Source organism: Streptomyces sp. NPDC049597 (genome assembly GCF_040675505.1).
Taxonomy (GTDB): domain Bacteria; phylum Actinomycetota; class Actinomycetes; order Streptomycetales; family Streptomycetaceae; genus Streptomyces.
This window is the reverse complement of record NZ_JBFAOY010000001.1, coordinates 370,584-393,992: the sequence shown is the minus strand read 5'-3', so window position 1 is coordinate 393,992 and position 23,409 is coordinate 370,584. Positions and strand designations below refer to the sequence as shown.

The 23,409-nt window shown below is 72.8% G+C and carries 16 protein-coding genes, 3 tRNA genes and 1 pseudogene; 11 read left to right on the top strand and 9 right to left on the bottom strand.

Annotation, left to right across the window (positions count from 1 at the left end):
- The first annotated feature begins 164 nt into the window (after positions 1–164).
- Positions 165–749, top strand: coding sequence for a TIGR03086 family metal-binding protein (locus AB0K02_RS01815; RefSeq protein WP_365990351.1), 585 nt, complete (start codon positions 165–167; stop codon positions 747–749).
- Between the two features lie 88 nt (positions 750–837).
- On the opposite strand, the gene AB0K02_RS01810 is transcribed toward AB0K02_RS01815, so the two are convergent.
- Positions 838–1,476: an ElyC/SanA/YdcF family protein gene (locus tag AB0K02_RS01810; protein WP_365990727.1), complete on the bottom strand. Its 639-nt coding sequence runs from the start codon at positions 1,474–1,476 to the stop codon at positions 838–840.
- Positions 1,477–1,601: 125 nt separating this feature from the next.
- Between AB0K02_RS01810 and AB0K02_RS01805 the strand changes: the two genes are divergently transcribed.
- The 5 genes and pseudogenes from AB0K02_RS01805 to dnaG all read left to right on the top strand — a co-directional run bounded on the left by AB0K02_RS01805 (position 1,602) and on the right by dnaG (position 8,889).
- On the top strand, positions 1,602–2,318 hold the full coding sequence (locus tag AB0K02_RS01805; RefSeq protein WP_365990350.1) for a hypothetical protein: 717 nt from the start codon (positions 1,602–1,604) through the stop codon (positions 2,316–2,318).
- Between the two features lie 757 nt (positions 2,319–3,075).
- Positions 3,076–4,028: pseudogene (locus AB0K02_RS01800) on the top strand (sirohydrochlorin chelatase).
- Between the two features lie 67 nt (positions 4,029–4,095).
- Positions 4,096–5,517 carry a deoxyguanosinetriphosphate triphosphohydrolase gene (locus AB0K02_RS01795; RefSeq protein WP_365990349.1) on the top strand — a complete coding sequence of 474 codons (1,422 nt, stop codon included), beginning with the start codon at positions 4,096–4,098 and terminating at the stop codon, positions 5,515–5,517.
- Positions 5,518–5,681: 164 nt separating this feature from the next.
- Positions 5,682–6,944, top strand: a complete 1,263-nt coding sequence (locus tag AB0K02_RS01790; protein ID WP_365990348.1) for an FAD-dependent oxidoreductase — start codon at positions 5,682–5,684, stop codon at positions 6,942–6,944.
- Between the two features lie 34 nt (positions 6,945–6,978).
- Positions 6,979–8,889: a DNA primase gene (gene dnaG / locus AB0K02_RS01785; protein ID WP_365990347.1), complete on the top strand. Its 1,911-nt coding sequence runs from the start codon at positions 6,979–6,981 to the stop codon at positions 8,887–8,889.
- Between the two features lie 342 nt (positions 8,890–9,231).
- Here dnaG and AB0K02_RS01780 read toward each other — a convergent pair whose 3' ends face one another.
- Together AB0K02_RS01780 and AB0K02_RS01775 are read right to left on the bottom strand one after the other, a co-directional pair.
- Entirely contained in the window at positions 9,232–10,212 is a 981-nt protein-coding gene (locus tag AB0K02_RS01780) for a nucleotidyl transferase AbiEii/AbiGii toxin family protein (protein ID WP_365990346.1), read from the bottom strand.
- Entirely contained in the window at positions 10,209–10,820 is a 612-nt protein-coding gene (locus AB0K02_RS01775) for a hypothetical protein (protein ID WP_365990345.1), read from the bottom strand. Before AB0K02_RS01775 ends, AB0K02_RS01780 begins: the two co-directional genes overlap by 4 nt.
- Before the next feature lie 167 nt (positions 10,821–10,987).
- On the opposite strand from AB0K02_RS01775, the gene AB0K02_RS01770 reads away from it, so the two are divergent.
- Positions 10,988–12,127: an RNA polymerase sigma factor gene (locus AB0K02_RS01770; RefSeq protein WP_365990726.1), complete on the top strand. Its 1,140-nt coding sequence runs from the start codon at positions 10,988–10,990 to the stop codon at positions 12,125–12,127.
- A gap of 146 nt (positions 12,128–12,273) precedes the next feature.
- Here AB0K02_RS01770 and AB0K02_RS01765 read toward each other — a convergent pair whose 3' ends face one another.
- The 4 genes from AB0K02_RS01765 to AB0K02_RS01750 form a co-directional block, all read right to left on the bottom strand.
- A complete protein-coding gene (locus AB0K02_RS01765) occupies positions 12,274–14,205 on the bottom strand; it encodes an ABC transporter ATP-binding protein (protein ID WP_365990344.1) in 1,932 nt (643 codons plus the stop codon).
- On the bottom strand, positions 14,202–15,935 hold the full coding sequence (locus AB0K02_RS01760) for an ABC transporter ATP-binding protein (protein WP_365990725.1): 1,734 nt from the start codon (positions 15,933–15,935) through the stop codon (positions 14,202–14,204). Before AB0K02_RS01760 ends, AB0K02_RS01765 begins: the two co-directional genes overlap by 4 nt.
- A gap of 104 nt (positions 15,936–16,039) precedes the next feature.
- A complete protein-coding gene (locus tag AB0K02_RS01755; RefSeq protein ID WP_365990343.1) occupies positions 16,040–17,485 on the bottom strand; it encodes an FGGY family carbohydrate kinase in 1,446 nt (481 codons plus the stop codon).
- A gap of 100 nt (positions 17,486–17,585) precedes the next feature.
- The gene (locus AB0K02_RS01750; RefSeq protein ID WP_365990342.1) at positions 17,586–17,885 is read right to left on the bottom strand and encodes a YtxH domain-containing protein; all 300 of its coding nucleotides are present in this window, start codon (positions 17,883–17,885) and stop codon (positions 17,586–17,588) included.
- Between the two features lie 172 nt (positions 17,886–18,057).
- Here AB0K02_RS01750 and AB0K02_RS01745 point away from each other — a divergent pair.
- From AB0K02_RS01745 to AB0K02_RS01735, 3 genes are all read left to right on the top strand, one after another.
- Positions 18,058–18,130 (top strand) — tRNA-Asn (locus AB0K02_RS01745).
- A gap of 5 nt (positions 18,131–18,135) precedes the next feature.
- Positions 18,136–18,208: transfer RNA gene (locus AB0K02_RS01740), tRNA-Asn, on the top strand.
- Between the two features lie 198 nt (positions 18,209–18,406).
- Positions 18,407–18,480: transfer RNA gene (locus AB0K02_RS01735), tRNA-Ile, on the top strand.
- Between the two features lie 355 nt (positions 18,481–18,835).
- On the opposite strand, the gene AB0K02_RS01730 is transcribed toward AB0K02_RS01735, so the two are convergent.
- Complete coding sequence (locus tag AB0K02_RS01730) at positions 18,836–19,249, bottom strand: VOC family protein (protein ID WP_365990341.1); 414 nt, start codon at positions 19,247–19,249, stop codon at positions 18,836–18,838.
- Positions 19,250–19,754: 505 nt separating this feature from the next.
- Here AB0K02_RS01730 and AB0K02_RS01725 point away from each other — a divergent pair.
- Positions 19,755–21,650, top strand: coding sequence for an RICIN domain-containing protein (locus AB0K02_RS01725; RefSeq protein ID WP_365990340.1), 1,896 nt, complete (start codon positions 19,755–19,757; stop codon positions 21,648–21,650).
- 205 nt (positions 21,651–21,855) lie between these two features.
- Here AB0K02_RS01725 and AB0K02_RS01720 read toward each other — a convergent pair whose 3' ends face one another.
- Positions 21,856–23,316 (bottom strand): acyl-CoA synthetase, encoded by a 1,461-nt coding sequence (locus tag AB0K02_RS01720; protein ID WP_365990339.1) that lies wholly within the window; start codon positions 23,314–23,316, stop codon positions 21,856–21,858.
- Positions 23,317–23,409: the final 93 nt, after the last annotated feature.

The window sequence follows — 23,409 nt, the reverse complement described above, 5'->3', positions numbered from 1 at the left end:
TGTTACGTCGGCGGGCGCGGCACATTACAACCGGGGTACGCCGCCCTCCGCGCGCGCCGCCGTCCTGGGTGAGGCCCGGGGCCCGACGCGCCGGGAAGAACCCGTTGACACGCGGTGTCGTGGCACGCTCGCATCCGCGCGTCCGGCGCGCGACAGTGTGCCGCATGACGAACGACGACACGGCAGACCTCCTCGCCCGGCACTCCGAGGCGCTCGCCCTCTTCACCGACCGGGTGCACGCGGTGCGGACGGACCAGTGGGACGATCCGACGCCGTGCACCGAGTGGACCGTACGCGACCTGGTCAACCACCTCACGGCCGAGCAGCTGTGGGTTCCCGACCTGGTCACGGACGGGGCGACCGTCGCGGACGTGGGCGACGCCCACGACGGCGACGTGCTCGGCGAGCGCCCGCGCGCCGCGTGGGACGCGGCCGCGCGCGCGGCCCGCAAGGCGTTCGCGGCGGACGGCGCACTGGAGCGGACAGTGCAGCTCTCGTACGGCGAGACACCGGCCGTCGCCTACTGCGCGCAGATGACCGCGGACGCGGTGGTGCACGCCTGGGACCTGTCCCGGGCGATCGGCGCGCCCGAGCGGCTGCCCGACGCGCTCGTGGCCTTCGCGCTGGAGGAGGTCACCCCGTACGCGGACGAGCTGGCCGCATCGGGTCTGTTCGCGCCGCCGGTCGAGCCGCCGCCGGGCGACAGCGCCCAGTCCCGGCTGCTGGCGATGCTGGGCCGCCGGAGCTAGGAAGCCGGCCGCCGGGTGACCGTACGGGGGAGGACATCCCGCCCAGCGCCCCTGCCGCTCGCCCGCGCAGGGGCGGCGGGATCACGCCTCAGTCCCCGAGAGGGCGCTGCTGACCGCCGTGGGCCGACTCGAGGGCCTCCCTCACGCCCGGCTCCTTCGCGCCGAGGAACCTCGGGTCGGGCCGCAGCAGGGCGTCGAGCGACCCCTTGCCCGCCGCGAACACCTCCCGGACCCCTCCGTAGTACCAGGTCGCGTCGTGCGGCTCGGCGACGCCGACCCCGTACGACTCGACCCCGGCGGAGCGGCACAGGGCGACGGCCCGACGGATGTGGAAGCCCTGCGTCACCAGCACCGCGCGCTCGACGCCGAAGATCTCCTTCGCCCGGACGCAGGAGTCCCAGGTGTCGAAACCGGCGTAGTCGCTGACGATCCGCCCGTCCGGCACGCCGCGCTCCGTCAGATACGCGCGCATCGCGTCGGGCTCGTCGTACTCGACCCGGCTGTTGTCACCGGTGACCAGGACGACCTTGACCTTGCCCGCCCGGTAGAGCTCGGCGGCGGCGTCGAGGCGGTGGGCGAGGTACGGAGTGGGCCGGCCGTTCCACAGTCCGGCCCCGAAGACGACGGCGACGTCCTGCGCGGGCACGTCCGCGGCGGCGCGGACCCGGCTGTCCGCGACGGCGTGCATCCACATGGCGGGCGCGAGCGCGAGTACGCAGCCGAGCATGACGGCCTGGACGGTTCGCCGCTGCCCGCGGCGCGAGAACTTCCGGATACCCCTCACGGGAGGTCAGACGCGGTGCCCGCGGAAAAGGTTCGTTCCCTGACCTTCCTGTTGGCATGATCACTGCCGTGACCAACGACAGGGCGCTGCGAGCGGCCCGCAACAACGCCGCGTGGTGCGAGGCCGTGTGTCGCGCACACGGCAGGCCGGGCGCCTTCGCCGCGCACGCCTGGACGAACGCCCGCCGGACGCCGCCGCTGTATCCGGACGCGGTGACGCTGACCCCCGACGCGTCCGCCGCCGACGTCCTGGCCGGTATCGACACCTCGACCGCGGGCGCCTCGGTCAAGGACAGCTTCGCGTGCCTGGACCTGACGGCGGCGGGGTTCCAGGTGCTCTTCGAGGCCCGGTGGCTGTACCGCCCGGCGGGCCTGCCCGCGCCCGCGGCGCCCCGGGACACACGGTGGTCCCCGGTGGCGACGGCCGCGGAACTGGCCGAGTGGGCGACGGCGTGGGACGGCGGCCAGGGCCTCGCCGGCGTGTTCCGCACGGAACTGCTGTCGGATCCGGCGACGACCTTCCTGGCGGCATGCGACGGGGACGGCCGGGTGAGCGCGGGGGCGGTGCTGAGCACGAGCCCGGGAGCGGCGGGGATCTCCAACCTCTTCACCCTCGACGGTGATCTGGACGCGGCCTGGGCGGGCTGCCTGGCGGCGGTGACCTCACGCTGTCCGGACGTCCCCGTGGTCGGCTACGAACACGGGGACGACCTGGCGGCGGCACTGCGGTCGGGCTGCGAGCCGGCGGGCCCGCTGCGGGTCTGGCTCGCCACGCCCCCCACCTGAGGCGCCTCTGCCGGGCTGCGTCCGGCCCCTGCGGGCGGTGCTCGGCGCCGGGGCTTCGCCCCCGAAGCGCCACAAGGGCCGGACGGGTGCGCAGGCGGACCGGGACCCGCCGACGCGGGGCCCGGGGGTCGCATCCCCGCCCCGCCCCCAGAGGGCCGGGGCGGGGCGTTGGGCCGGTGCCCGTGACGTGGGTCGCGTCCGCTGAGCCGTGGCAGGGGAGTCTCCCGCGCACCCGCGCGAGGTGCGGCAGGCGGCCGGGGCTGCCGGTTTCGAGCCACGGGGTCTGGGGCGAAGCCCGGTTCCGGGACGGGGCCGGGGCGGAGCCTCGGTGACCTGCCTGTGGGGCGCTGGGCCGGTGCCCGTGACGTGGGTCGCGTCCGCCGAGCCGGTGCAGCGGAGTCTCCCGCGCACCCGCATGAGGTGCGGCAGGCGGCCGGGGCTGCCGGTTTCGAGCCACGGGGTCTGGGGCAAAGCCCGCCCCCAGGGGGCCGGTGCCCGTGACGTGGGTCGCGTCCGCCGAGCCGGCGCAGGGGAGTCACCCGCGCACCCGCGCGAGGTGCGGCAGGCGCCCGGGGCCGCCGGTTTCGAGCCACGGGGTCTGGGGCGAAGCCCCGGTTCCGGGGCCCCGCGCGGTGCCCGCCCGTCCCACCTGCCGGGCACCCTCGCGCACCGCCCGTATCCCTCGCCGTGAGCCCGGCGAAAACACCCGTCACCCCCGCGCAACACAGTGGCAACCTCCGACCGCCACCATCGGTCCATGACGGAGCCGGAACACCTTCGTGAGTCCCCGCCCCTCCAGCCCGCGATGCCCCACGACAGCGCCGCGCAGTTCGACACCACCGCTCAGCTGCTGACGCGCATCACCGCTCAGCTCGGCACCCAGCTGAGTCACGTCCGACTGAACGGAACCCGCAGCGCATGCCCCAGGCCCACCAACGCCCGCCCCACGCCCACCAGACCCACCGCCGGCCGGCCCTCGTCGCCGTAGCCCACGGCAGTCGCGACCCGAGGGCCCTGCGCACGGTCTCCGCTCTCCTGGAGCGGGTCCGTGAGCTCCGGCCCGGTCTCGACGTCCGGCTCGGGCACATCGAGTTGAACGAGCCGCTGCTCACCGACACCCTCGCCGGGCTCGGGGGCGCGCCCGCCGTGCTGGTGCCGCTGCTCCTCAGCCGCGGCTACCACGTGAAGCACGACCTGCCGCAGGCCGCCGCGGCCGCGCCCGGCGGCGGCGCGCACATCCGCATCGCCCGCCCCCTCGGCCCGCACCCCCTGCTGGTCGAGGCCCTGTGCTCCCGGCTGGCCGAGGCCGGCTGGAGCGACGCGGACGGCAGCAACCGCAGCACCGGCGTCGTCCTTGCATCCGCCGGGTCGCGTGACCCCGAGTCCGCCGAGGACACCCGCCGCATGGCGGAGCTGCTCGGCGAACGCCTCGGCGGCGTACCCGTCGTCGCCGCGTACGCCTCCGCGCTCGCGCCCACCGTCCCCGCCGCCGTCCGCGCGCTCACCGCCCGCGGCCGGCACCGGATCGCCGTCGCGTCCTACTTCGCCGCGCCGGGACTCTTCGCGACCCGCAGCGCCGCGGCCGCGCCCTGGATCGCCGCCGACCCGCTCGGCACGCACCCGGCGCTCGCCCGCCTGCTGCTCCACCGTTACGACGAGGCGCGGACGCCGGCGTACGCCCTGCGCGAGCAGGAGCTGTCGGCCGCCTGAGCAGCCGCCGGGGCCGCCTGCCGCCTTCCTGGTCCCCACCGTCGGCCCAGCCGGTTACCTTCGGTGCATGGATGGCACTGGCACCACCGGCACCGACGGCATCACCTGGCCGCCCGACCCCCAAGCACCCGCACCGCACGCGCCCGCCCGCGACCCACGGGACGCCGGCGCGCGGACCAGGACCCCCGAGGCGTACGCCTCGGATCCCTCCGCACCCGACGGCTACGGCACCGCGGACGCCGAGCGCTTCGCGCCCGAGCCCGACAAGCGGCCCGGCCGTACGGCCTTCCAGCGCGACCGGGCCCGCGTCCTGCACTCGTCGGCGCTGCGCCGCCTCGCCGGCAAGACGCAGGTCGTCACCCCCGGCACCCGCAGCCACGCCTGGGACGCCAGCCCCCGCACCCGGCTGACGCACTCGCTGGAGTGCGCCCAGATCGGGCGCGAACTCGGCGCGGCGCTCGGCTGCGACCCGGATCTCGTCGAGGCGGCCTGCCTCGCCCACGACCTGGGCCACCCCCCGTTCGGCCACAACGGCGAGCAGGCGCTCAACGAGTTCGCCGAGGACTGCGGCGGCTTCGAGGGCAACGCCCAGTCGCTGCGGCTGCTCACCCGTATCGAGCCCAAGCGGTTCGTCCCCGTGGCCGGCCACGACGAGCCCGTCAGCGTGGGGCTCAACCTCACCCGGGCCGCACTGGACGCCGCCACCAAGTACCCCTGGCCGCGCGGCGCGCACCCCACCGACCCGTCCTCGGGGAAGTTCGGGGTGTACGAGGACGACCTGCCGGTCTTCGCCTGGGTGCGCCGCGGCGCGCCCGCGAACCGCAAGTGCTTCGAGGCGCAGGTCATGGACTGGTCCGACGACGTGGCGTACTCGGTGCACGACTTCGAGGACGGTCTGCACGCCGGGCACATCGACCCCAACTGCCTGCTGTCCCCGGCCGAACGCGAGGGGATCTGGGCCGTCGCCGTGGGCCGTTACGTGCCGAAGGACACCGCCCCCGAGGAGTTGTCCGAGGCGCTCGACCGGCTGATCGACGCGCCGTGGTGGCCGCACCACTACGACGGCTCGGCCGTCGCCCAGGCACGGCTCAAGGACGCGACGAGCCAGCTCATCGGCAGGTTCGCGCTGGCCGCCGAGGGCGCCACCCGCCGTGCGTTCGGCAGCGGCGGGCTCACCCGGTACGGGGCGGAGCTCGTCGTCCCGCGCGCCACGCGTCACGAGTGCGCCGTCCTCAAGGCCGTCGCCGACCGCTATGTGATGCAGCGCGCCGAGCAGGAGGCGCTCCGCGCCGACCAGCGCATCGTTCTGGCCGAGTTGGCCGACGCGCTCACCGTGCGGGCGCCGGAGGGACTGGAGCCGCAGTTCCGGGCGCTTTTCGAGGCCGCGCCCGACGACCGGGCCCGCAAGCGCGTGATCGTCGACCAGATCGCCTCGCTCACCGACGCCTCCGCCCGCACCCTGCACGCCCGGCTGCTCCTGCGCCGCTGACTCCCCGCACCCCGGTCCCCCGGGTACGGTGATCGTTTGTCGATTCGTCCGGTTTGACACACCAGAGGGGCACTCCCTCTTCCGCCGCCACGCTCGGTGCGGGACGCTCGCTGAAGGCCGAGCGGCGCAGAGACAAACAGTGCAGGGACTCTAGGAGGCATCACGTGGTCGACGCACATCGGACCTTCGTCATCGTCGGTGGTGGACTGGCCGGGGCCAAGGCCGCAGAGACCCTCCGCGCGGAGGGGTTCACCGGGCGAGTGATCCTCATCGGCGACGAACGCGACCACCCGTACGAACGTCCGCCGCTGTCCAAGGGCTTCCTCACGGGCAAGGAGGAACGCGACAGCGTCTTCGTCCACGAACCGGGCTGGTACGCGCAGGCGGACGTCGAGCTCCACCTCGGCCAGCCGGCCGTGTCCATCGACCGCGCGGCCAAGTCCGTCCGCCTCGGCGACGGGGCCGTCGTCCACTACGACAAGCTGCTGCTCGCCACCGGCGCCGAGCCGCGCCGTCTCGACGTCCCCGGCACCGGCCTCGCCGGTGTCCACCACCTTCGCCGCCTCGCCCACGCCGACCGGCTGCGCGGCGTCCTCGCCGCGCTCGGGCGGGACAACGGCCACCTCGTCATCGCGGGCGCCGGCTGGATCGGCCTGGAGGTCGCCGCCGCGGCCCGCGGATACGGCGCCGAGGTGACCGTCGTCGAACCGGAGGCCACGCCCCTCCACCAGGTCATCGGGCCCGAGCTCGGCCAGGTCTTCGCCGAGCTCCACCGCGAGCACGGCGTCCGCTTCCACTTCGGCGCCCGCCTCACCGAGATCACCGGCCAGGACGGCATGGTGCTCGCCGCGCGCACGGACGACGGAGAGGAGCACCCCGCCCACGAGGTCCTCGCCGCGATCGGCGCCGCCCCGCGCACCGCGCTGGCCGAGGGCGCGGGCCTCGCGCTCGCGGACCGGGCGCACGGCGGCGGCATCGCCGTCGACGCGAGCCTGCGCACCTCGGACCCCGACATCTACGCGGCCGGTGACGTCGCGGCGGCCCAGCACCCGCTGATCGGCTCCCGCCTGCGCGTCGAGCACTGGGCGAACGCGCTGAACGGCGGCCCGGCCGCCGCCCGCGCCATGCTCGGCCAGGCCGTCACCTACGACCGCGTCCCGTACTTCTTCTCCGACCAGTACGACCTGGGCATGGAGTACAGCGGCTGGGCGCCCCCCGGCTCGTACGACCAGGTCGTGCTGCGCGGCGACGTCGGCAAGCGCGAGTTCATCGCGTTCTGGCTGAGCGGGGGCCGGGTGCTGGCGGGGATGAACGTCAATGTGTGGGACGTCACCGAGGCCGTCCAGCAGCTCATCCGCTCCAAGGCGCGCGTCGACGCCCAGGCGCTGGGCGACCCGAGCGTGCCGCTCACGGAGCTCGGCGGCTGAGGGGGCTGTCCCCGCGCCACCGTAGAATTCACGCGTGGCAGGCAGGATCAACGATGACGACGTGAAGGCGGTGCGGGACGCGGTCCCGATCGACGCCGTCGTGTCCGAGTACCTCCAGCTGCGCAACGCGGGCGGCGGCAACCTCAAGGGACTGTGCCCCTTCCACGACGAGAAGTCACCCTCCTTCCAGGTCAGCCCGAGCAAGGGCCTGTTCCACTGCTTCGGCTGCCAGGAGGGCGGCGACACCATCGCCTTCGTGATGAAGATCGACCACCTCTCCTTCTCGGAGACGGTCGAGCGCCTCGCCGCCCAGGCGGGCATCACCCTGCGCTACGAGGAGGGCGGGTACAACCCCACCCACCAGCGCGGCGAGCGGATCCGCCTCGTCGAGGCGCACAAGATCGCCGCCGAGTTCTACGTGGAGCAGCTGGACGGCCCCGAGGCCGAGATCGGCCGGAAGTTCCTCGCCGAGCGCGGCTTCGACCAGGCGGCCGCCCAGCACTTCGGCGTCGGCTACAGCCCGGCCGGCTGGGACCACCTCACCCGCTACCTGCGCGGCAAGGGCTTCAGCGACAAGGAGCTCGTCTTCTCCGGCCTCTCCCAGGACGGCCGGCGCGGGCCCATCGACCGCTTCCGCGGCCGGCTGATGTGGCCCATCCGCGACATCACGGGCGAGGTCGTCGGCTTCGGCGCGCGCAAGCTGCGCGACGACGACAACGGCCCGAAGTACCTGAACACCCCCGAGACCGCGATCTACAAGAAGTCGCACGTCCTGTACGGCATCGACCTCGCCAAGAAGGAGATCGCCCGCACCAGCCGGGCCGTCGTCGTCGAGGGCTACACGGACGTGATGGCCTGCCACCTCGCGGGCGTCACCACCGCGATCGCGACCTGCGGCACGGCGTTCGGCGGCGACCACATCAAGATCCTGCGCCGGCTGCTGATGGACAACGCCACCGCGGAGGTGATCTTCACCTTCGACGGTGACGCGGCCGGCCAGAAGGCCGCGCTGCGGGCCTTCGAGGACGACCAGAAGTTCGCCGCCGAGACGTCCATCGCGATCACCCCCGGCGGTATGGACCCGTGCGAACTGCGGCTGGCCGAGGGCGACGCGTCGGTGCAGAAGCTCGTCGAATCCCGCACTCCGCTCTTCGAGTTCGCGATCCGGCAGATGGTGGCCCGGCACAATCTGGAGACCCCCGCCGGGCGCGCCGCCGCCCTCGACGAGGCCGCCCCCGTCGTCGCCGGCATCAAGAACATCGCGATCCAGCACGAGTCGGCCGTTCAGCTCGCCGGCATGCTCGGGATCCTCGACACGCAGTTCGTGGTCAAGCGGGTGGCGCAGCTGGCCCGTTGGGCCCGTGAGCGGGGCGGGCGCGGCGGCCCGGACAGGCCCGGCCCCTCGCGCGCGCAGCAGCAGGTCCAGGCGGCGCCGGCGCCCCAGCACACGTCCGGGCCCGCGCTCAACCTGCGCAGCCCCGCCCACCGCACCGAGCGCGAACTGCTCAAGCTCGCGCTCCAGTACCCGGCCCTGGTCTCGCCGGCCTTCGACGCCTACGGCGTCGACGAGTTCACCGCCCCGCCGTACGCGGCCGTCCGCCAGACCATCGAGGACGCGGGCGGCGCCGAGCAGGGCGCCGGGGACACCTCCGGCTACCTGGCCCGCGTCCGCGACGCCGCGCCGAACGACACGGTGCGCGCCCTCGTCACCGAGCTGGCGGTGGAGGCGGTCCACGGCAGGATCGTCGACGAGGCGTACGCGGGCGAACAGCTCGTCCAGGTCAGGCTGCGCGCGGTGGACCGCCGCATCCGCGACATCCAGGGCACGATGGCCCGCCTGGGAAGCAACGCCGACCCCGAGCGGTACGGGGCCGTGGCCAACGAACTGTGGGTGCTCCAGCAGTACGCCCAGTCCCTGCGCAACCAGGGCGCGGCGGCGCTGTAGCGCACGGCTCGGCACGGTTCGGCGCGGGACGCGAAGGCCGTCACCGGGGCGGCCGCGAAGGCGGCGAGCGGTCCGCTCCACGCGTACCCGACCCGTGCCGCCCGCCTCGGATGCGGCGACGATCTCGGCGACGGCCGCACACGGGCATGCGGCGAGCAGGCGGCGGCACGTCTCGGACGAGAGCAGCAACGAGGAGGGCGACCCGGTCCGCTTCGACTGCGCCCTCGTCACCTCGGTGGACTCCCGGGCCCGCGCGGGGACTGACCCCGGCGGCCGTCGGCCGGACCGGTCGTCCCCGGCCGGCTCGCACGCGGCGTTCCCCGCCCGGACGGCCCCGAGAAGTCACCGCTCGTGCGCGAAGGTGGGGGCGATCGCCGTCAGCAGCCGCTGCGCGTACACACGCTCGTCACCCGCGAACTGCGGGTAGTCCGCGGCGAAGTGGTCCCACTCGACGTACCCGACGGCCTCCTCGACGTCCTCGAACAGGACCGTCTCGCGGTACGGGTACGGCCACTCGCCGGTCAGCCGGAACACCTCGTCCAGCAGCTCGTACGACAACGGGTGGCGCTCCGCGAGGAGGGCGGCGTCGTACAGGTCCTTGCCCTGCGTGTAGACGTCGGTGAGCAGCCACTGGAGCTTCCACGCCAAGGACAGTTCCGGGCTCGCCGCCTGCAGTTCGGCGCCCGCGACCGTGGCGCGGACCGCCTCCCTCGGCAGCCGCTCGTTGAAGACGAAGTCGAGCTGGACCTGGCCGCCGGGCAGTCCCGGAACGGACCACGGCAGCACCATCCGGCGGCCCGGCACCCGGTCGTACGTCCAGATGTACTCGGACTCGGCGCCGCTCGCGTCGATCGTCAGCGGACCGCCCCGCTCCTCGGCCGCGCGCTGCGCGGCCGACGCGATCCCGGCCAGCATGGTGCCGGTGCGCTCCTCCTCGATGTTCCAGTCGGCGGGCACGACCACGAAGTCGAGATCCTTCGGCTCCCGTGCCTCCCCCGGGAACCAGGCCGCCATCAGCATGCTGCCGCGCAGCACCAGCGAATCGGCCCACTCCGACCGCGAGACGGCGTCGAGGACCGCGTCGAGCGCGGTGCGCCGGGCCGACCGCCAGGCCGCGGCATCGGTGGTCACAGCGTCCAGCGGCCGGAACGCCCTGCTGAAGTGCTTGAGCGCGGGGTCGAAGACCTGGTGCTTCACACCCTCGTGGTCCATGCCCACCGACAGGGTGCGCGGCAGTTCCGTGGTGCGCCGCTCGATGTCCGCCCTGGGCTCGGACAGATCCTCCGGCCCGCCCGGTATCGGCCGCCTGCCTGCCTGCGTCACTGTGCCGTCCCCTCCTCGATCCATCCGTCGTCGACCGACAGATCACTGTCGTACAGCACGAACTCCCGCTCCTCGGACCGGATTTCGTAGCCGTGGTTCCCCAACTCCGCGACCAGCGCGTCGCATGCCCGGCCCGCTTCCGCCGCGGACACCCCGTGGCAGCGCTGCGTCACGAACCGTTCGTGCCGTCCGCCGCCGGACACCCTCCGCGCGTTCCACGACAGGTGCGCCCCGTGCCGCACGGCCAGTTCGGTGAGCGCCTCGCGGTCGAACTCCCGGTCCAGCAGCAGCTTCACATGGTGCTCGAAGTACCCGTTCTCGGCCGCCGCCACCTCCGGTGACCAGGGCGTGGTCTCGATCTTCACGCGCACCGGGTCGAAGCCGGCCGACCGCAGCCCGTCCACCAGCCGCTCGGCGGCGGCCCGTTGGGCCGCGAACCCGTCGCCGCCCTTCAGGGTCAGCATCGGCTGGGAGACCATCCGGCCCCGCGCCAGCTCGATGTGCGTCACCTTCAGCCCGGCCGCGTGCGCCCAGGCGTCCAGCCTCTCCTCCCCGCCGGCGCCGCAGCGCACGGTCACATGGGTCTCGTACTCACAGCTCTTGTGCACCGCCAGATACTCCCAGACCGCGCACGCCAAGGCATCCGAGTAACCGACCGGTCACGCACCGGTCGCAAAAAGTCACCGCACGCCCCTCGTGGCAGGGATGTGTCGTACCCCACACTGGGGGCGGTGCCTGAGCCCTCGGAGTTGCCGAACGCCCCCGACCGGCAGCGATCACCCTGGAGGTCGCCCCCGTGCAGACCCAGACCCTGACCGAGACCGACGCCGCCGTGGCCGTCGCCACGGCCACCGTCGAGCAGGTGGCCGCACTGGGCCGGCCGGCGCGGCACCCGGAGGCGGTGCCGGACCCCGTGGACGCGAGAGCGGCCGATGACGAGGCCGCCGACGCACTCGAACTGCCCGATCCGCCCCGGCCCGTGGCCCGCGCCGTCGAGGGATCGGGGCCGTCCTCCGACCTGTTCCGCCAGTACCTGCGCGAGATCGGCCGCATCCCGCTGCTCACCGCGGCCGAGGAGGTCGAGCTGGCGCGGCGCGTCGAGGCGGGCCTCTTCGCCGAGGAGAAGCTGGCGAACACACCCGACCCGGACTCCCGGCTCGCGGTCGACCTCGACCGGCTGGTGGTCATGGGCCGGGTCGCCAAGCGCCGTCTGATCGAGGCCAACCTGCGCCTGGTCGTCTCCGTCGCCAAGCGCTACGTGGGCCGCGGCCTCACCATGCTCGACCTCGTCCAGGAGGGAAACCTCGGTCTGATCCGGGCCGTCGAGAAGTTCGACTACGCGCGCGGTTACAAGTTCTCGACGTACGCGACGTGGTGGATCCGCCAGGCCATGTCCCGCGCGCTCGCCGACCAGGCCCGCACGATCCGGGTACCGGTCCATGTGGTGGAGCTGATCAACCGCGTGGTCCGCGTCCAGCGCCGGATGCTCCAGGAGCGGGGCTACGAGCCGACGCCCGAGGAGGTCGCCGCCCAGCTCGACCTGCCGCCCGAGCGGGTCGGCGAGGTGCTGCGCCTCGCGCAGGAACCGGTGTCGCTGCACGCCCCGGTGGGGGAGGAGGACGACGTCGCTCTCGGCGACCTCATCGAGGACGGCGACGCCGCGTCCCCGGTCGAATCGGCGGCCTTCCTGCTCCTGCGCGAGCACCTGGAGGCGGTGCTGACCACGCTCGGCGAGCGCGAACGCAAGGTGGTCCAGCTCCGCTACGGGCTGGTCGACGGCCGCCCCCGCACGCTGGAGGAGATCGGCCGCCTCTTCGGCGTGACGCGTGAACGAATCCGCCAGATCGAGTCCAAGACCCTGACCAAACTCCGCGACCACGCGTTCGCTGACCAGCTCCGCGGCTACCTCGACTGACCCGCACGCCGCGTGGCCGCACCCGGCCGGGACCGAGACCGCCGCGGCCCGGGCCGGGTGCGGCCCCCGTCCCGGCCGGGCCGCGCCGCCGCCGGCCGGGGCGCGCGGGGCCAGGCCTCCGTCCCGGGACGGGGCACCGTGGCGGGCTACTCCACCTCGACCACCGCCTGCGCGAACTGCGCCGCGTACAGCCGCGCGTACGCCCCGTCGGCGGCCAGCAGCTGCTCGTGCGTCCCCTGCTCGACGATCGATCCGTGCTCCATCACCAGGATCACGTCCGCGTCCCGGATCGTGGAGAGCCGGTGGGCGATCACGAAACTCGTGCGGCCGTGGGCCAGGCGGGCCATGGCCTTCTGGATCAGCACCTCCGTACGCGTGTCGACCGAACTCGTCGCCTCGTCCAGCACCAGGATCACCGGGTCGGACAGGAACGCCCGCGCGATGGTGATCAGCTGCTTCTCGCCGGCGCTGACGCCCGAGCCCTCGTCGTCGATCACCGTGTCGTAGCCGTCGGGCAGCGTGCGGATGAACCGGTCCGCGTGCGCCGCGCGCGCCGCCTCCTCGATCTCCTCGCGGGACACCTTCCGCGAGGCGCCGTACGCGATGTTCTCCGCGATCGTGCCGCCGAACAGCCACGTGTCCTGAAGCACCATCCCAATGCCCGAGCGCAGGTCCTCACGGGACATCTTGGCGATGTCGACCCCGTCAAGAGAGATCCGCCCGCCGGTCACCTCGTAGAACCGCATCAGCAGATTGACCAGCGTCGTCTTGCCCGCGCCCGTCGGGCCGACGATCGCGACCGTGTGCCCGGGTTCGACGGCGAGCGAGAGGTCCTCGATCAGCGGCTTCTCCGGCTCGTAGCGGAACGCCACCTTCTCCAGCGACACCCGGCCCTCGGTCCGCTCGGGCCGCTCGACGGACGGAGCGTCCGGCTCCTGCTCCTGCGCGTCCAGCAGCTCGAAGATCCGCTCGGCGGACGCGACACCCGACTGCACCAGGTTCGCCATGGAGGCGACCTGCGTCAGCGGCATCGAGAACTGGCGCGAGTACTGGATGAACGCCTGCACGTCACCGATGGACAGGGAGCCGGACGCGACCCGCAGCCCGCCGACGACGGCGACCAGCACGTAGTTCAGATTGGAGACGAAGAGCATCAGCGGCTGCATCATCCCGCTGTTGAACTGGGCCCTGAACCCGGCCTCGTACAGCGCCTCGTTGTGCTCGTCGAAGCCCTGTGCCGACTCCTTCTGGCGGCCGAAGACCTTCACCAGCGCGTGTCCGCTGTACATCTCCTCGACGTGCGCGTTCAGCGCGCCCGTCGACTTCCACTGGGCGACGAAGTGCGGCTGGGACCGCTTGCCGACCCGCGTCGCCACGAACACCGACACCGGCACGGTGACGAGCGCGACCAGTGCCAGCAGCGGCGAGATCCAGAACATCATCGCCAGCACGCCGACGATCGTGAGCAGCGAGTTGATCAGCTGGCCCATCGACTGCTGGAGGGTCTGCGAGATGTTGTCGACGTCGTTGGTGGCGCGACTGAGCACCTCGCCGCGCTTGGCCTTGTCGAAGTACGACAGGGGCAGCCGCGACAGCTTCGCCTGCACGTCCTCGCGCATCCGGTAGACGGTGCGGTTGATCACCTTGATCGACAGCCGCGTCGACACGAGCATCAGCAGGCCCGCCGCCACGTACACGGCGAGGGCCACCAGCAGCACGTTGCCCACGGCGGTGAAGTCGATGCCCTCGCCCGGGGTGAAGTCCACTGCGGAGAGCATGTCGGCGAGTCCGTCGTCGCCCTTCGCCCGCAGTCCCTCGACCGCCTGCTCCTTGGTCGTGCCCTCGGGCATCTCCCGGCCCACGACGCCGGCGAAGACGAGGTCGGTCGCCCTGCCGAGGATCCAGGGCCCGATCACGTTACACGCGACGCTCAGCACACCGGCCGCCAGCATCCACCACAGCGCGGCCCGCTCGGGCGCCAGCTGTCGCAGCAGCCGCTTGCCCGAGCCCTTGAAGTCCATCGACCGCTCGCCGGGACTCTGGCCCGCCATCATCCGTGCAGCAGGTCCCCCGCTCATGCGGCCTCCGCCTCCGTCAGCTGCGAGAGCACGATCTCTCGGTACGTCTCATTGCCCTGCATCAGCTCGTGGTGGCTCCCCGTCCCCACGACCCGCCCCTCGTCCAGCACCACGATCCGGTCCGCGTCCCGGATCGTCGACACCCGCTGGGCGACGATCACGACCGTCGCCTCGGCGGTCTCGCGCGCCAGCGCGGCCCGCAGCGCCGCGTCCGTCGCGTAGTCCAGCGCGGAGAAGGAGTCGTCGAAGAGGTAGATCTCCGGACGCTGCACCAGGGTCCGCGCGATCGCGAGCCGCTGGCGCTGGCCGCCGGAGACGTTGGTCCCGCCCTGGGCGACGGCCGCGTTCAGACCGCCCTCGAGTCCGCGCACGAAGTCGGCCGCCTGCGCCACCTCCAGCGCCTGCCACAGCTCCTCGTCGGTCGCGTCCGGATTTCCGTAGCGCAGGTTGGTCGCCACGGTGCCGGAGAAGAGGTACGGCTTCTGCGGCACGAGCCCGACCGTGCGGGCCATCAGCTCCTCGTCCAGCTGCCGCACGTCCACGCCGTCGACGAGCACCTCGCCGCCCGTCGCGTCGAACAGCCGCGGCACCAGCCCCAGCAGCGTCGACTTGCCGCTGCCGGTCGACCCGATGATCGCGGTGGTCTCGCCGGGCCGCGCCACCAGATCGATGCCGCGCAGCACCGGCTCCTCCGCGCCGGGGTAGCAGAAGTCCACGCCGCGCACCTCCAGATGACCGCGGGCGCGCAGCTCGCGCACGGGCGCGCTCGGCGGGACGACGCTGGAGTCGGTGTCCAGCACCTCCTGGATGCGCTCGGCGCACACCTCCGCGCGCGGCACCATCATGAACATGAAGGTGGCCATCATCACGGCCATCACGATCTGCATCAGATACGCGAGGAAGGCGGTCAGGGCGCCGATCTGGATGGCCCCGCTGTCGATGCGGTGCGCGCCGAACCAGACGACCACGATGGACGACACGTTCACCACGGTCATCACGGTGGGGAACATCAGCGCCATCAGGCGGCCGGTGGACATCGACACGTCCGTCAGCTCGTCGTTCGCCCCTCGGAAGCGCTCCTTCTCATACGCGTCACGGACGAAGGCGCGGATCACGCGGTTGCCGGTGATCTGCTCGCGCAGCACGCGGTTCACCGTGTCGAGCCGCTCCTGCATGGTGCGGAACAGCGGCCGCATCGTCTTGACGATCAGCGACACGGCGATGCCGAGCACCGGCACGACCGCCAGCAGCACGACCGACAGCGGCACGTCCTGCCCGAGGGCCATCACGATGCCGCCGACGCACATGATCGGCGCCGACACCATCAGCGTGAACGCCATCAGCACCAGCATCTGGACCTGCTGGACGTCGTTCGTCGTCCGCGTGATCAGGGACGGCGCTCCGAAGTGGCCGACCTCGCGGGCGGAGAAGCTCTGCACCCGGGCGAAGACGTCGGCCCGCACGTCCCGTCCGAGGGCGGCGGCGGTCCGGGCGCCGTAGAACACGGCCCCGATGTTGCACAGCACCTGGACCACGCTGATGCCGATCATCAGCGCGCCGACGGTCAGGATGTGACCGGTGTCCCCGGTGACGACACCGTTGTCGATCACGTCGGCGTTGAGGGTCGGCAGATAGAGGGTGGCGCTGGTCTGCAGCAGTTGCAGCACCACCAGCAGGGCGATCGGTTTCTTGTACGGACTCAGATGGGTCCGCAGCAGTCTTATCAGCACGCGCGGTCTCTCGGGCTCGGCAAGATCGGAGGTCACCTCATCTTCCGGCACCCGGCCGCCGAACCCCCAAGGGTTTTCCCCAAGCCCGAGTCAAAAGCAGATCGTCATACCGTGGGGCCGAACGCCCCCGGGTGGATCTGGTCCCGCGTCGCCCCGTACTGCTGCCGCACCGCTTTGCCCACCGCGGCGTCCTCGCCCGGCTCGAAGACCTGCGCGGCGGCGCCCTGCCAGGCCGGCGGCGCCTGCGGGGACAGCGTCCCCCGCGCGGCGCCCAGCGCCCACGCCGCCTGCCGGGCCGCGCCCAGGGCCGCGTAGTCCGCCGGCTGCGGCACGACGACCTGCGTCCCGAAGACGGAGGGGGCGACGGCCTGGACAGCGGGCAGTTCCGCGGCCGCCCCGAGCAGGAACACGCGGCGCACGTCGACCCCGCGCCCGCGCAGCACGTCCAGCGCGTCGGCCAGTGAGCAGAGCATGCCCTCGAACGAGGCCCGCGCCAGGTGCTCGGGCTTCATCGACTCACGCCGCAGCCCGCTCAAGGTGCCGGCGGTGTGCGGAAGTTGGGGGGTGCGTTCGCCCTCCAGGTACGGCAGCAGCACCAGGCCGGACGAGCCGGGCGTCGACTTCAGGGCGAGCGCCGACAGCTCGGCCAGGTCGGCCGCGCCCAGCAGCTCCGCGGTGCCGCGCAGCGCCCGTACGGCATTGAGGGTGTGCACGACCGGCAGGTGCATCCCGGTCGCGTCGGCGAAGGAGGTGATCATTCCCGTCGGGTCGGCCAGCGCCTCGTGGTGCACCGCCATCACGGAACCGGAGGCCCCCAGCGACACCACCGCGTCGCCGATGCCCACGCCGAGCCCGAACGCGGCCGCCATGGTCTCCCCGGTGCCCGCAGAGATCAGCAGCCCCTCCGGCGTCGTCCCGGCGGCGTCGGCGGGGCCCAGCACCTCGGGCAGCGCACACGGGTGCCCGAGCGCGAGCTCGACCAGGTCGGGACGGTACGAGCCGGTGCCGGCCGACCAGTAGCCGGTGCCGGAGGCGCCGCCGCGGTCGGTGGTCCGGCGGGCGGGGCGGCCGAGCAGCTGCCACACCAGCCAGTCGTGCGGCTGCATCACGGCCGCCACCCGCTGCGCGGCCTCCGCCTCGCTGCGGGCCAGCCAGCGCAGCTTGGCCACGGGCTGGGCGGCCTGCGGAACCGATCCGACGGCCTCCGCCCACGCCTGGCGCCCGCCGAGCGCGTCGATCAGATCGGCCGCCGCGACCTGTGCCCGCTTGTCGTTGCCGAGCAGCGCGGGCCGCACCAGGCCGCCCTGCGCGTCGAGTGTGATCAGGCCGTGCTGCTGGGCGGAGACGCCGATGGCCTCCACGCCCTCCAGCAGACCGCCTCCGGCCGCGTCGCCGAGCGAGAGCAGCCACGCCTGTGGATCGATCTCGGTGGCCTTGGGCTCGACGGGATGCGGCGCGTATCCCTGGCGCAGCACCGCGCCTGTGTCCGCGTCGCAGACGACGATGCGTGTGAACGCGGACGAGCTGTCCAATCCGGCGACTATCCCCATGTCCGGAATTCTGCCGTACGGCGGAAGCCGTCTCGTCACATCCGCCGCCGGCGGCGCCGGAAAACGGGCGCTGCCGCCGGTTCACCGGCGGCAGCGCGTGTCAGGTGTTGCTCGTTCCCCATTCGTCCTCGGTGCCCGAGCCCCTCTCCCGCAGCGCGCGGACCCGCTCCGCGACCGACTCGGGCACCCGGTCGCCGACCTTGTCGCTCACGGCGTGGAACGCCTTGCCCGCCGCCTCGCGTCCGTTGTGGGCGGCCGACTCGGCGGCGTTGCGCACCGCAGGGTTCTGGGAGAACTGCCGCGCGGACCTCTTGAGCTGCTCGTAGCGCTCGCGGCCGGCCCGTGTGCCGATCACGTAGCCGATCGCCAGTCCCACGACGAACGTGAGCTTGTACCGCATGGGTGTCACCTTCCGTTGCGTCGGTGCTGCCCGCCTACCCGCCGAGGCCCGTGATCACCCGGTCCCGAACCGATTGGCGGAGCACCCCCCTGCTTGCGCTAATGTATGTGTCGCAGCGAGCGCACGCCCTCCGGGAGCACCCCGGTAGGTGCGTTCGGTGCACACGCAGCAATCCCCTGTAGCTCAATTGGCAGAGCAGCCGGCTGTTAACCGGCAGGTTACTGGTTCGAGTCCAGTCGGGGGAGCGCGATCCCCTGTAGCTCAATTGGCAGAGCATTCGGCTGTTAACCGGAGGGTTGCTGGTTCGAGTCCAGCCGGGGGAGCAGGATCGGAAGAGGGCCCCGACGAGGGTCCTTTTTCGCGTTCCGGGGCTCTTCCCTGTGTTCTGCGCGACATCCGGAACCGAGGGGCACGCAGCGAAGTCCTCATGGTCGAGCGTTGCCGACCGTGCGAGGCAGGAGATCGTATGACCGGCTATGCTGCGGCAGACGGCGCGCACAAATGTGCGCGACGCGCCGTGAGGGGCGGTAGCTCAGCCGGTTAGAGCAGCGGACTCATAATCCGTCGGCCGTGGGTTCGAGTCCCACCCGCCCCACCGAGCGCCACGCGCGAAGAAACGTTTTCAGCTGTACGGACCGAGGATGCCCCCGGAACGCCGCACCACGGGTGCGACGCGCCGGGGGTTTTTCGCGCGTCCTCCGGACGGGCCGCGGTCCGCCTTCGGGGAGTCGTTCGTCCGGGGGATCTCGGCGCTCCGCGAGGTGACGAAGTCCTCGGCCATTTCCCGGCCGGTGGCGCCGCCCGCCCGCTGTGGCGGACCGGGCCCGTCCGGGTCCCGGGGCCCGCCGTGGCTGCGGCTGCCACCGTCCTCGCGAGGCGGGCGCACCGTGCGCGGCGGCCGGGATGTGTCGCCCGGCAGGACGAAGGCGCCCGGAGCGGCCCGGGGAGGGTCAGCCCTGCCCGCTGATGTTGACCATCCATGCGACGCCGAACTTGTCCGTACACATGCCGAAGACGTCGCCCCACATCTGCTTCTCCAGCGGGACCTGCACGTTGCCGCCGTCGGACAGCTTCTCCCAGTAGCCGCGCAGCTCGTCGGCGTCCTCCCCGCTCAGGCTCACGGCGTAGTTGTTGCCCGGCTTGTACTCCATGCCCGGCGGGTTGTCCGCGCACATCAGCGTGAAGCCGTTCGCGGTCTCCAGCATGCTGTGCATGATCTTGTCGCTGTATCCGGGGGGCGCCTCGGAGCCGAAGTCGCCGTACGTGTGCACCGACAGGTTGCCGCCAAAGACGCCCTTGTAGAACTCCATGGCTTGCTTCGCTTCACCGGAGAAGCTGATGTACGGGTTGAGACGAGAGGCCACAGCGTGATCCTTTCATGACGGTTTGTCAGGAGTGCAGACTAGTCCCGGACCGCTTTTGCGGCAGGAGGGAACCGTTCGTGTCCGCGGACGTTCCGCAAGTGGCCATGTTTCGCGCGGTAACGGTTGTGGATGCGGACCGATTTCGGGTAGGCGTCAAGGAGTCGCGCGGCAATGGCTCGTCATTGTTGTACTTACTCGCGTTCCAGAAAGCGCTGTCGTCCGGCCCGGAGATGGCTTGACTGCCGTCCCCTAATCGCGGGTCGATCCAGAACTCTTGTTCCTGGCCGGGGAGTTGTGCAAGGGTGAGCCCGCTCATGTCCGAACAAACGCCATTCTGATCAACCGTTCGAATTCTCGGGCGAGCCCCTCCAAAAGAGGCGGCGTCGCCACCGGATGGTATGGACCAACAGGTCCGCTCCTTGTCGTCCCGCTGCCGGCATCCATCGACCGGAGCCGAAGCCACTCAACAACCCCCCACCGCAATGCCATGGATGGAAAGACGCCCATGCAGCACCCCAGCACGCCCGGAAACGTGCCCTCTTCGCAGGCCGGCCGTACACCCGGGGTTTCCGACGAGGAGTTTGCCGCCGCGCTGCGCGCCGGGGGAGCGGGCCAGAACGCCCACCCCGTCGCCACACTCCTGGCCCGGCACTGGCAGCCCGTGTTCGACTACGCCACCCTTTGCGCGCCCTCGGCCAAAATCGCCTCGATGCTGGCGACGGCCGCATTCGCGCAGCTTCTGGAGAATCTCGCGGAAGGCGGCCCGGTCGGCGGACTGCGCCCGTATCTTCTGGTGACCACCCGCCATATAGCCAAGGGCTGGGCCGGTGACCAGCGGATCACCGCGATGCTGCCGGGGATGTCGATTCCCGAACCCCCGGACGAGAATAGGCAGCTGATCTCGCGGGCTTTCCACGCAATGCCGATGACCGCCCAGGTCCTGCTCTGGCATGCCGAGGTCGAGGCCGAGGGGATATCCATACCGGCGGGTTTGCTGGGTATCGATCCGCGCGCCGCCTCCGACCAACTCGGTCAGGCGCGCGAACAGTTCCGGCAGATCTGCGTACGCGTGCACCGCGAGCACGCTCCCACCGGGGAATGCCGCCACTACAACCGTCTCCTCGACATATCGCTGCGCCGTGGCGGGGCACTGATCCCCGACATCCAGGTGCACCTGTCGGAATGCCCTTACTGCCGTTACGCCGCCGACCAGTTGCGGCAGTCCGATGGGCGGCTCGGCGTCCTGATCGCCGAGGCGCTGCTCGGGGGCGCCGCGCAGTCCTATCTCGCGTCCCGGCCGGGCCGTCGCCGCCACGCCCGCCTGAAGGAGGGCCGGCCGGGGGCGCCCGGTGGCCGGGGGGCCGGGCGCCACTCCCGGGGCGGCGGCCGGAGGCCGGCCCTGCCTGCCCTCGTGCTGCGTGGCAGGCGGGCCGCCGTGGAGAGGACGACACCGGCCGCCCTCGGCCTCGGCGCCGCCGTCGCCGCCACCGGGGTGCTGGCCGTCGCCCTCCTGGCCGCCCTGTGGTCCGACGACAGCGACCACGCGGGACCGGCCGTCCCCAGCGGAGCGGTCACCGGCACGGCTCCGTCGGTACCCGGCGCGAGCGAGGCCGCGCCGGGCGCCCCGGGCGGGCCCGCGCCGTCCCCGTCCCTGCCGTCCGCACCGGCGCCGCAGCCCTCGGCCACCTCGGCGGGCCATCCGAGCGGTCCGCTGACCACGCGGCTGCGCAACGTCGAGGCCGATCTCTGTGTCGACTTCGCCGGCGGCGAGGCGAAGAAGGATGTGGACGTCCTCATGGCGGCGTGCTCGTCGTCGTCCCCGACCCAGCAGTGGGTGTACGAGAACGACGGCAGGCTGCGCAGCGCGGCCGCGCCCGGGCTGTGCCTGAACTCGCGCGGGCTCGACGGCATCGTTGTCGCCACCGGCTGCACGGGGCGCACGGCGCCCGACTCCGGCGACGTCCGGTACGACCTGACCATCCAGGGCCACGTCGTACCGCGCTGGAACGAACGGCTCGCGGTCGTCCCGGCTTCGACCGACCCGGGGTCGCCCGTGGTCGTGAAGGTACGGGACGACTCGCTCGGCCAGGTCTGGGCGACGGACGCCGTCCGCACCGGACCCAGCCAGCAGTCGGCGCCCTATACGGAGGAGGTCGGCGCTCCGCCGCCCGGCGGTGAGCGGTGCGTCCCCGAGACCTGTGAGGCGCCCCGGCCGGCCCCGGGGCTCTCGCGGCCGGCCGCGACGCCTGAGGCGCGTTCCGAGGGCAGCGTCCGCCGTGCGAGCGACGACGCACCGGACACGGAGGGGCACTCCCAGCGCGCCGTGATGCCGGTGCTGCTTCCGGTGCCGGAGGGCGCCCTGCCTTCGGCCCCGGACGAGCCGGCGACCGAGGGCCCCTGACCGCGCGGCCGCGACCCGGCGGGCGGCTCCGCGGCCCGCCTGCCGGAACAGTGGTGCCGCGCGCCGCGATGGACGAGCGGGCTGCTGAGGTGAAGGGGGCGGTGAGCCGTTCCGTACCCGCCGATGACGTCTGGCCGCAGCCGCAAGCAGTCGCAGAAGTCGTCGCAGACCGGCGCGATCGCCTCCCGGGCGCTCAGCCGCTCAGTCAGTGGAGCGCCCGCTTCATGATCTTGCCCATGTCGTTGCGGGGCAGGACGTCGAGGAACCGCACCTCGCGCGGCCGCTTGTGCGGGGCGAGCTGGACCGCCACGTGCGCCGCCAACTCCTCGGCGGACGGCGGCGTCCGGGGATCGGCCGCCACGACCCACGCGACGATCCGCTCGCCCAGGTCCGCGTCCGGCTCGCCCGTGACCGCGGCCTCGCGCACCGCCGGATGGTCCAGGAGGACGTTCTCGATCTCCCCGGCCCCGATCTTGTAACCGCCGCTCTTGATCAGGTCGGTCGCCTTGCGTCCCACGATCCGCACGTAACCGTCCGCGTCGCGCACGGCCATGTCCCCCGTGCGGAACCAGTCCCCGTCGAACGCGGCGGCCGTCGCGTCGGGCCGGTTCAGGTACTCGGTGAACAGATGGTCGCCGCGCACCTGGATCTCGCCGATCGTCTCCCCGTCCGACGCCGTGATCTCCGTGCCGTCCTCCTCGACCAGCCGCAGCGAGACCCCGCGCAACGGCACGCCGACCGTCCCCGGACGAGCCTGGCCGTCGGCCCGTACGCTCGTGTTCATCAGCGTCTCGGTCATGCCGTACCGCTCGATCACCCGCCGCCCGGTCGCCGCGGCGATCCGCTCGTGGTCCGGCAGCGGCAGCGCGGCCGACCCCGACACCAGCAGGCGGGCGCCCGCCAGAGCCTTCGCGAGGTCGGCGTCGTCCTCCAGCGCCTCGGCGAGCCGGTGGTACATGGTCGGTACGCCGAACAGCATGGTGCCGCCCCGGCCGAGCTCGCGGGCCACGCCCTCGGGGGTGAACCTCCCCAGGTGCCGCACCTCGCCGTCGCGCCGCAGCGGGCCGACGATGCCGAGGATCAGGCCGTGGACATGGAACAGCGGCAGCGCGTGCACCAGGACGTCGTCCGCGCTCCACTGCCAGGCGTCCTGGAGCGCGTCCAGCGTCGTGGCGACCGCGCGGCGCGGCAGGACGGCGCCCTTGGGCGGGCCGGTGGTGCCCGAGGTGTAGACGACGAACGCGGGCGCGCCGGGGCCCGGTTCACCGGCCGGCGGCTCACCGTCGCCCGCCACCGGCACGTCGACGCGTTCCAACGAGTCGAGGGCGGCGGGCAGTTCGTCCCCCGGAGCCGCCAGCACCAGTGACGGAGCGCTGTCCGCGAGGATGTGCGCGAGCTCCCGCTCACCGGTCTTCGGGTTCAGCGGTACGACGGGTACGCCGGCGAGCAGCGCCGCGACCGTGCCGACCGCGGTCTCCAGCGTCGGTGCGGCCCACAGCGCGACCCGCCCGCCGGCCGCGGCCGCGCCGATCCGGGCCGCGAGAGCTCCGGCGGCACCGGCCAGCTGCCCGTAGGTCAAGGACCGTTCCCCGAACCGCAGGGCGACCCGGTCGCCGTGGTCGGGGCCGCCGGACGCGGCTGTCAGCGCCGGGAACAGGGAACTCACTCGTCGACCTCCTGGTGTCGCCTGCCGTGCACGGCAGGCTCATGGCAGTGCTTCCCGTCGCCTCATTGTCTCCCCGTGGAAGGCGGCGACCTG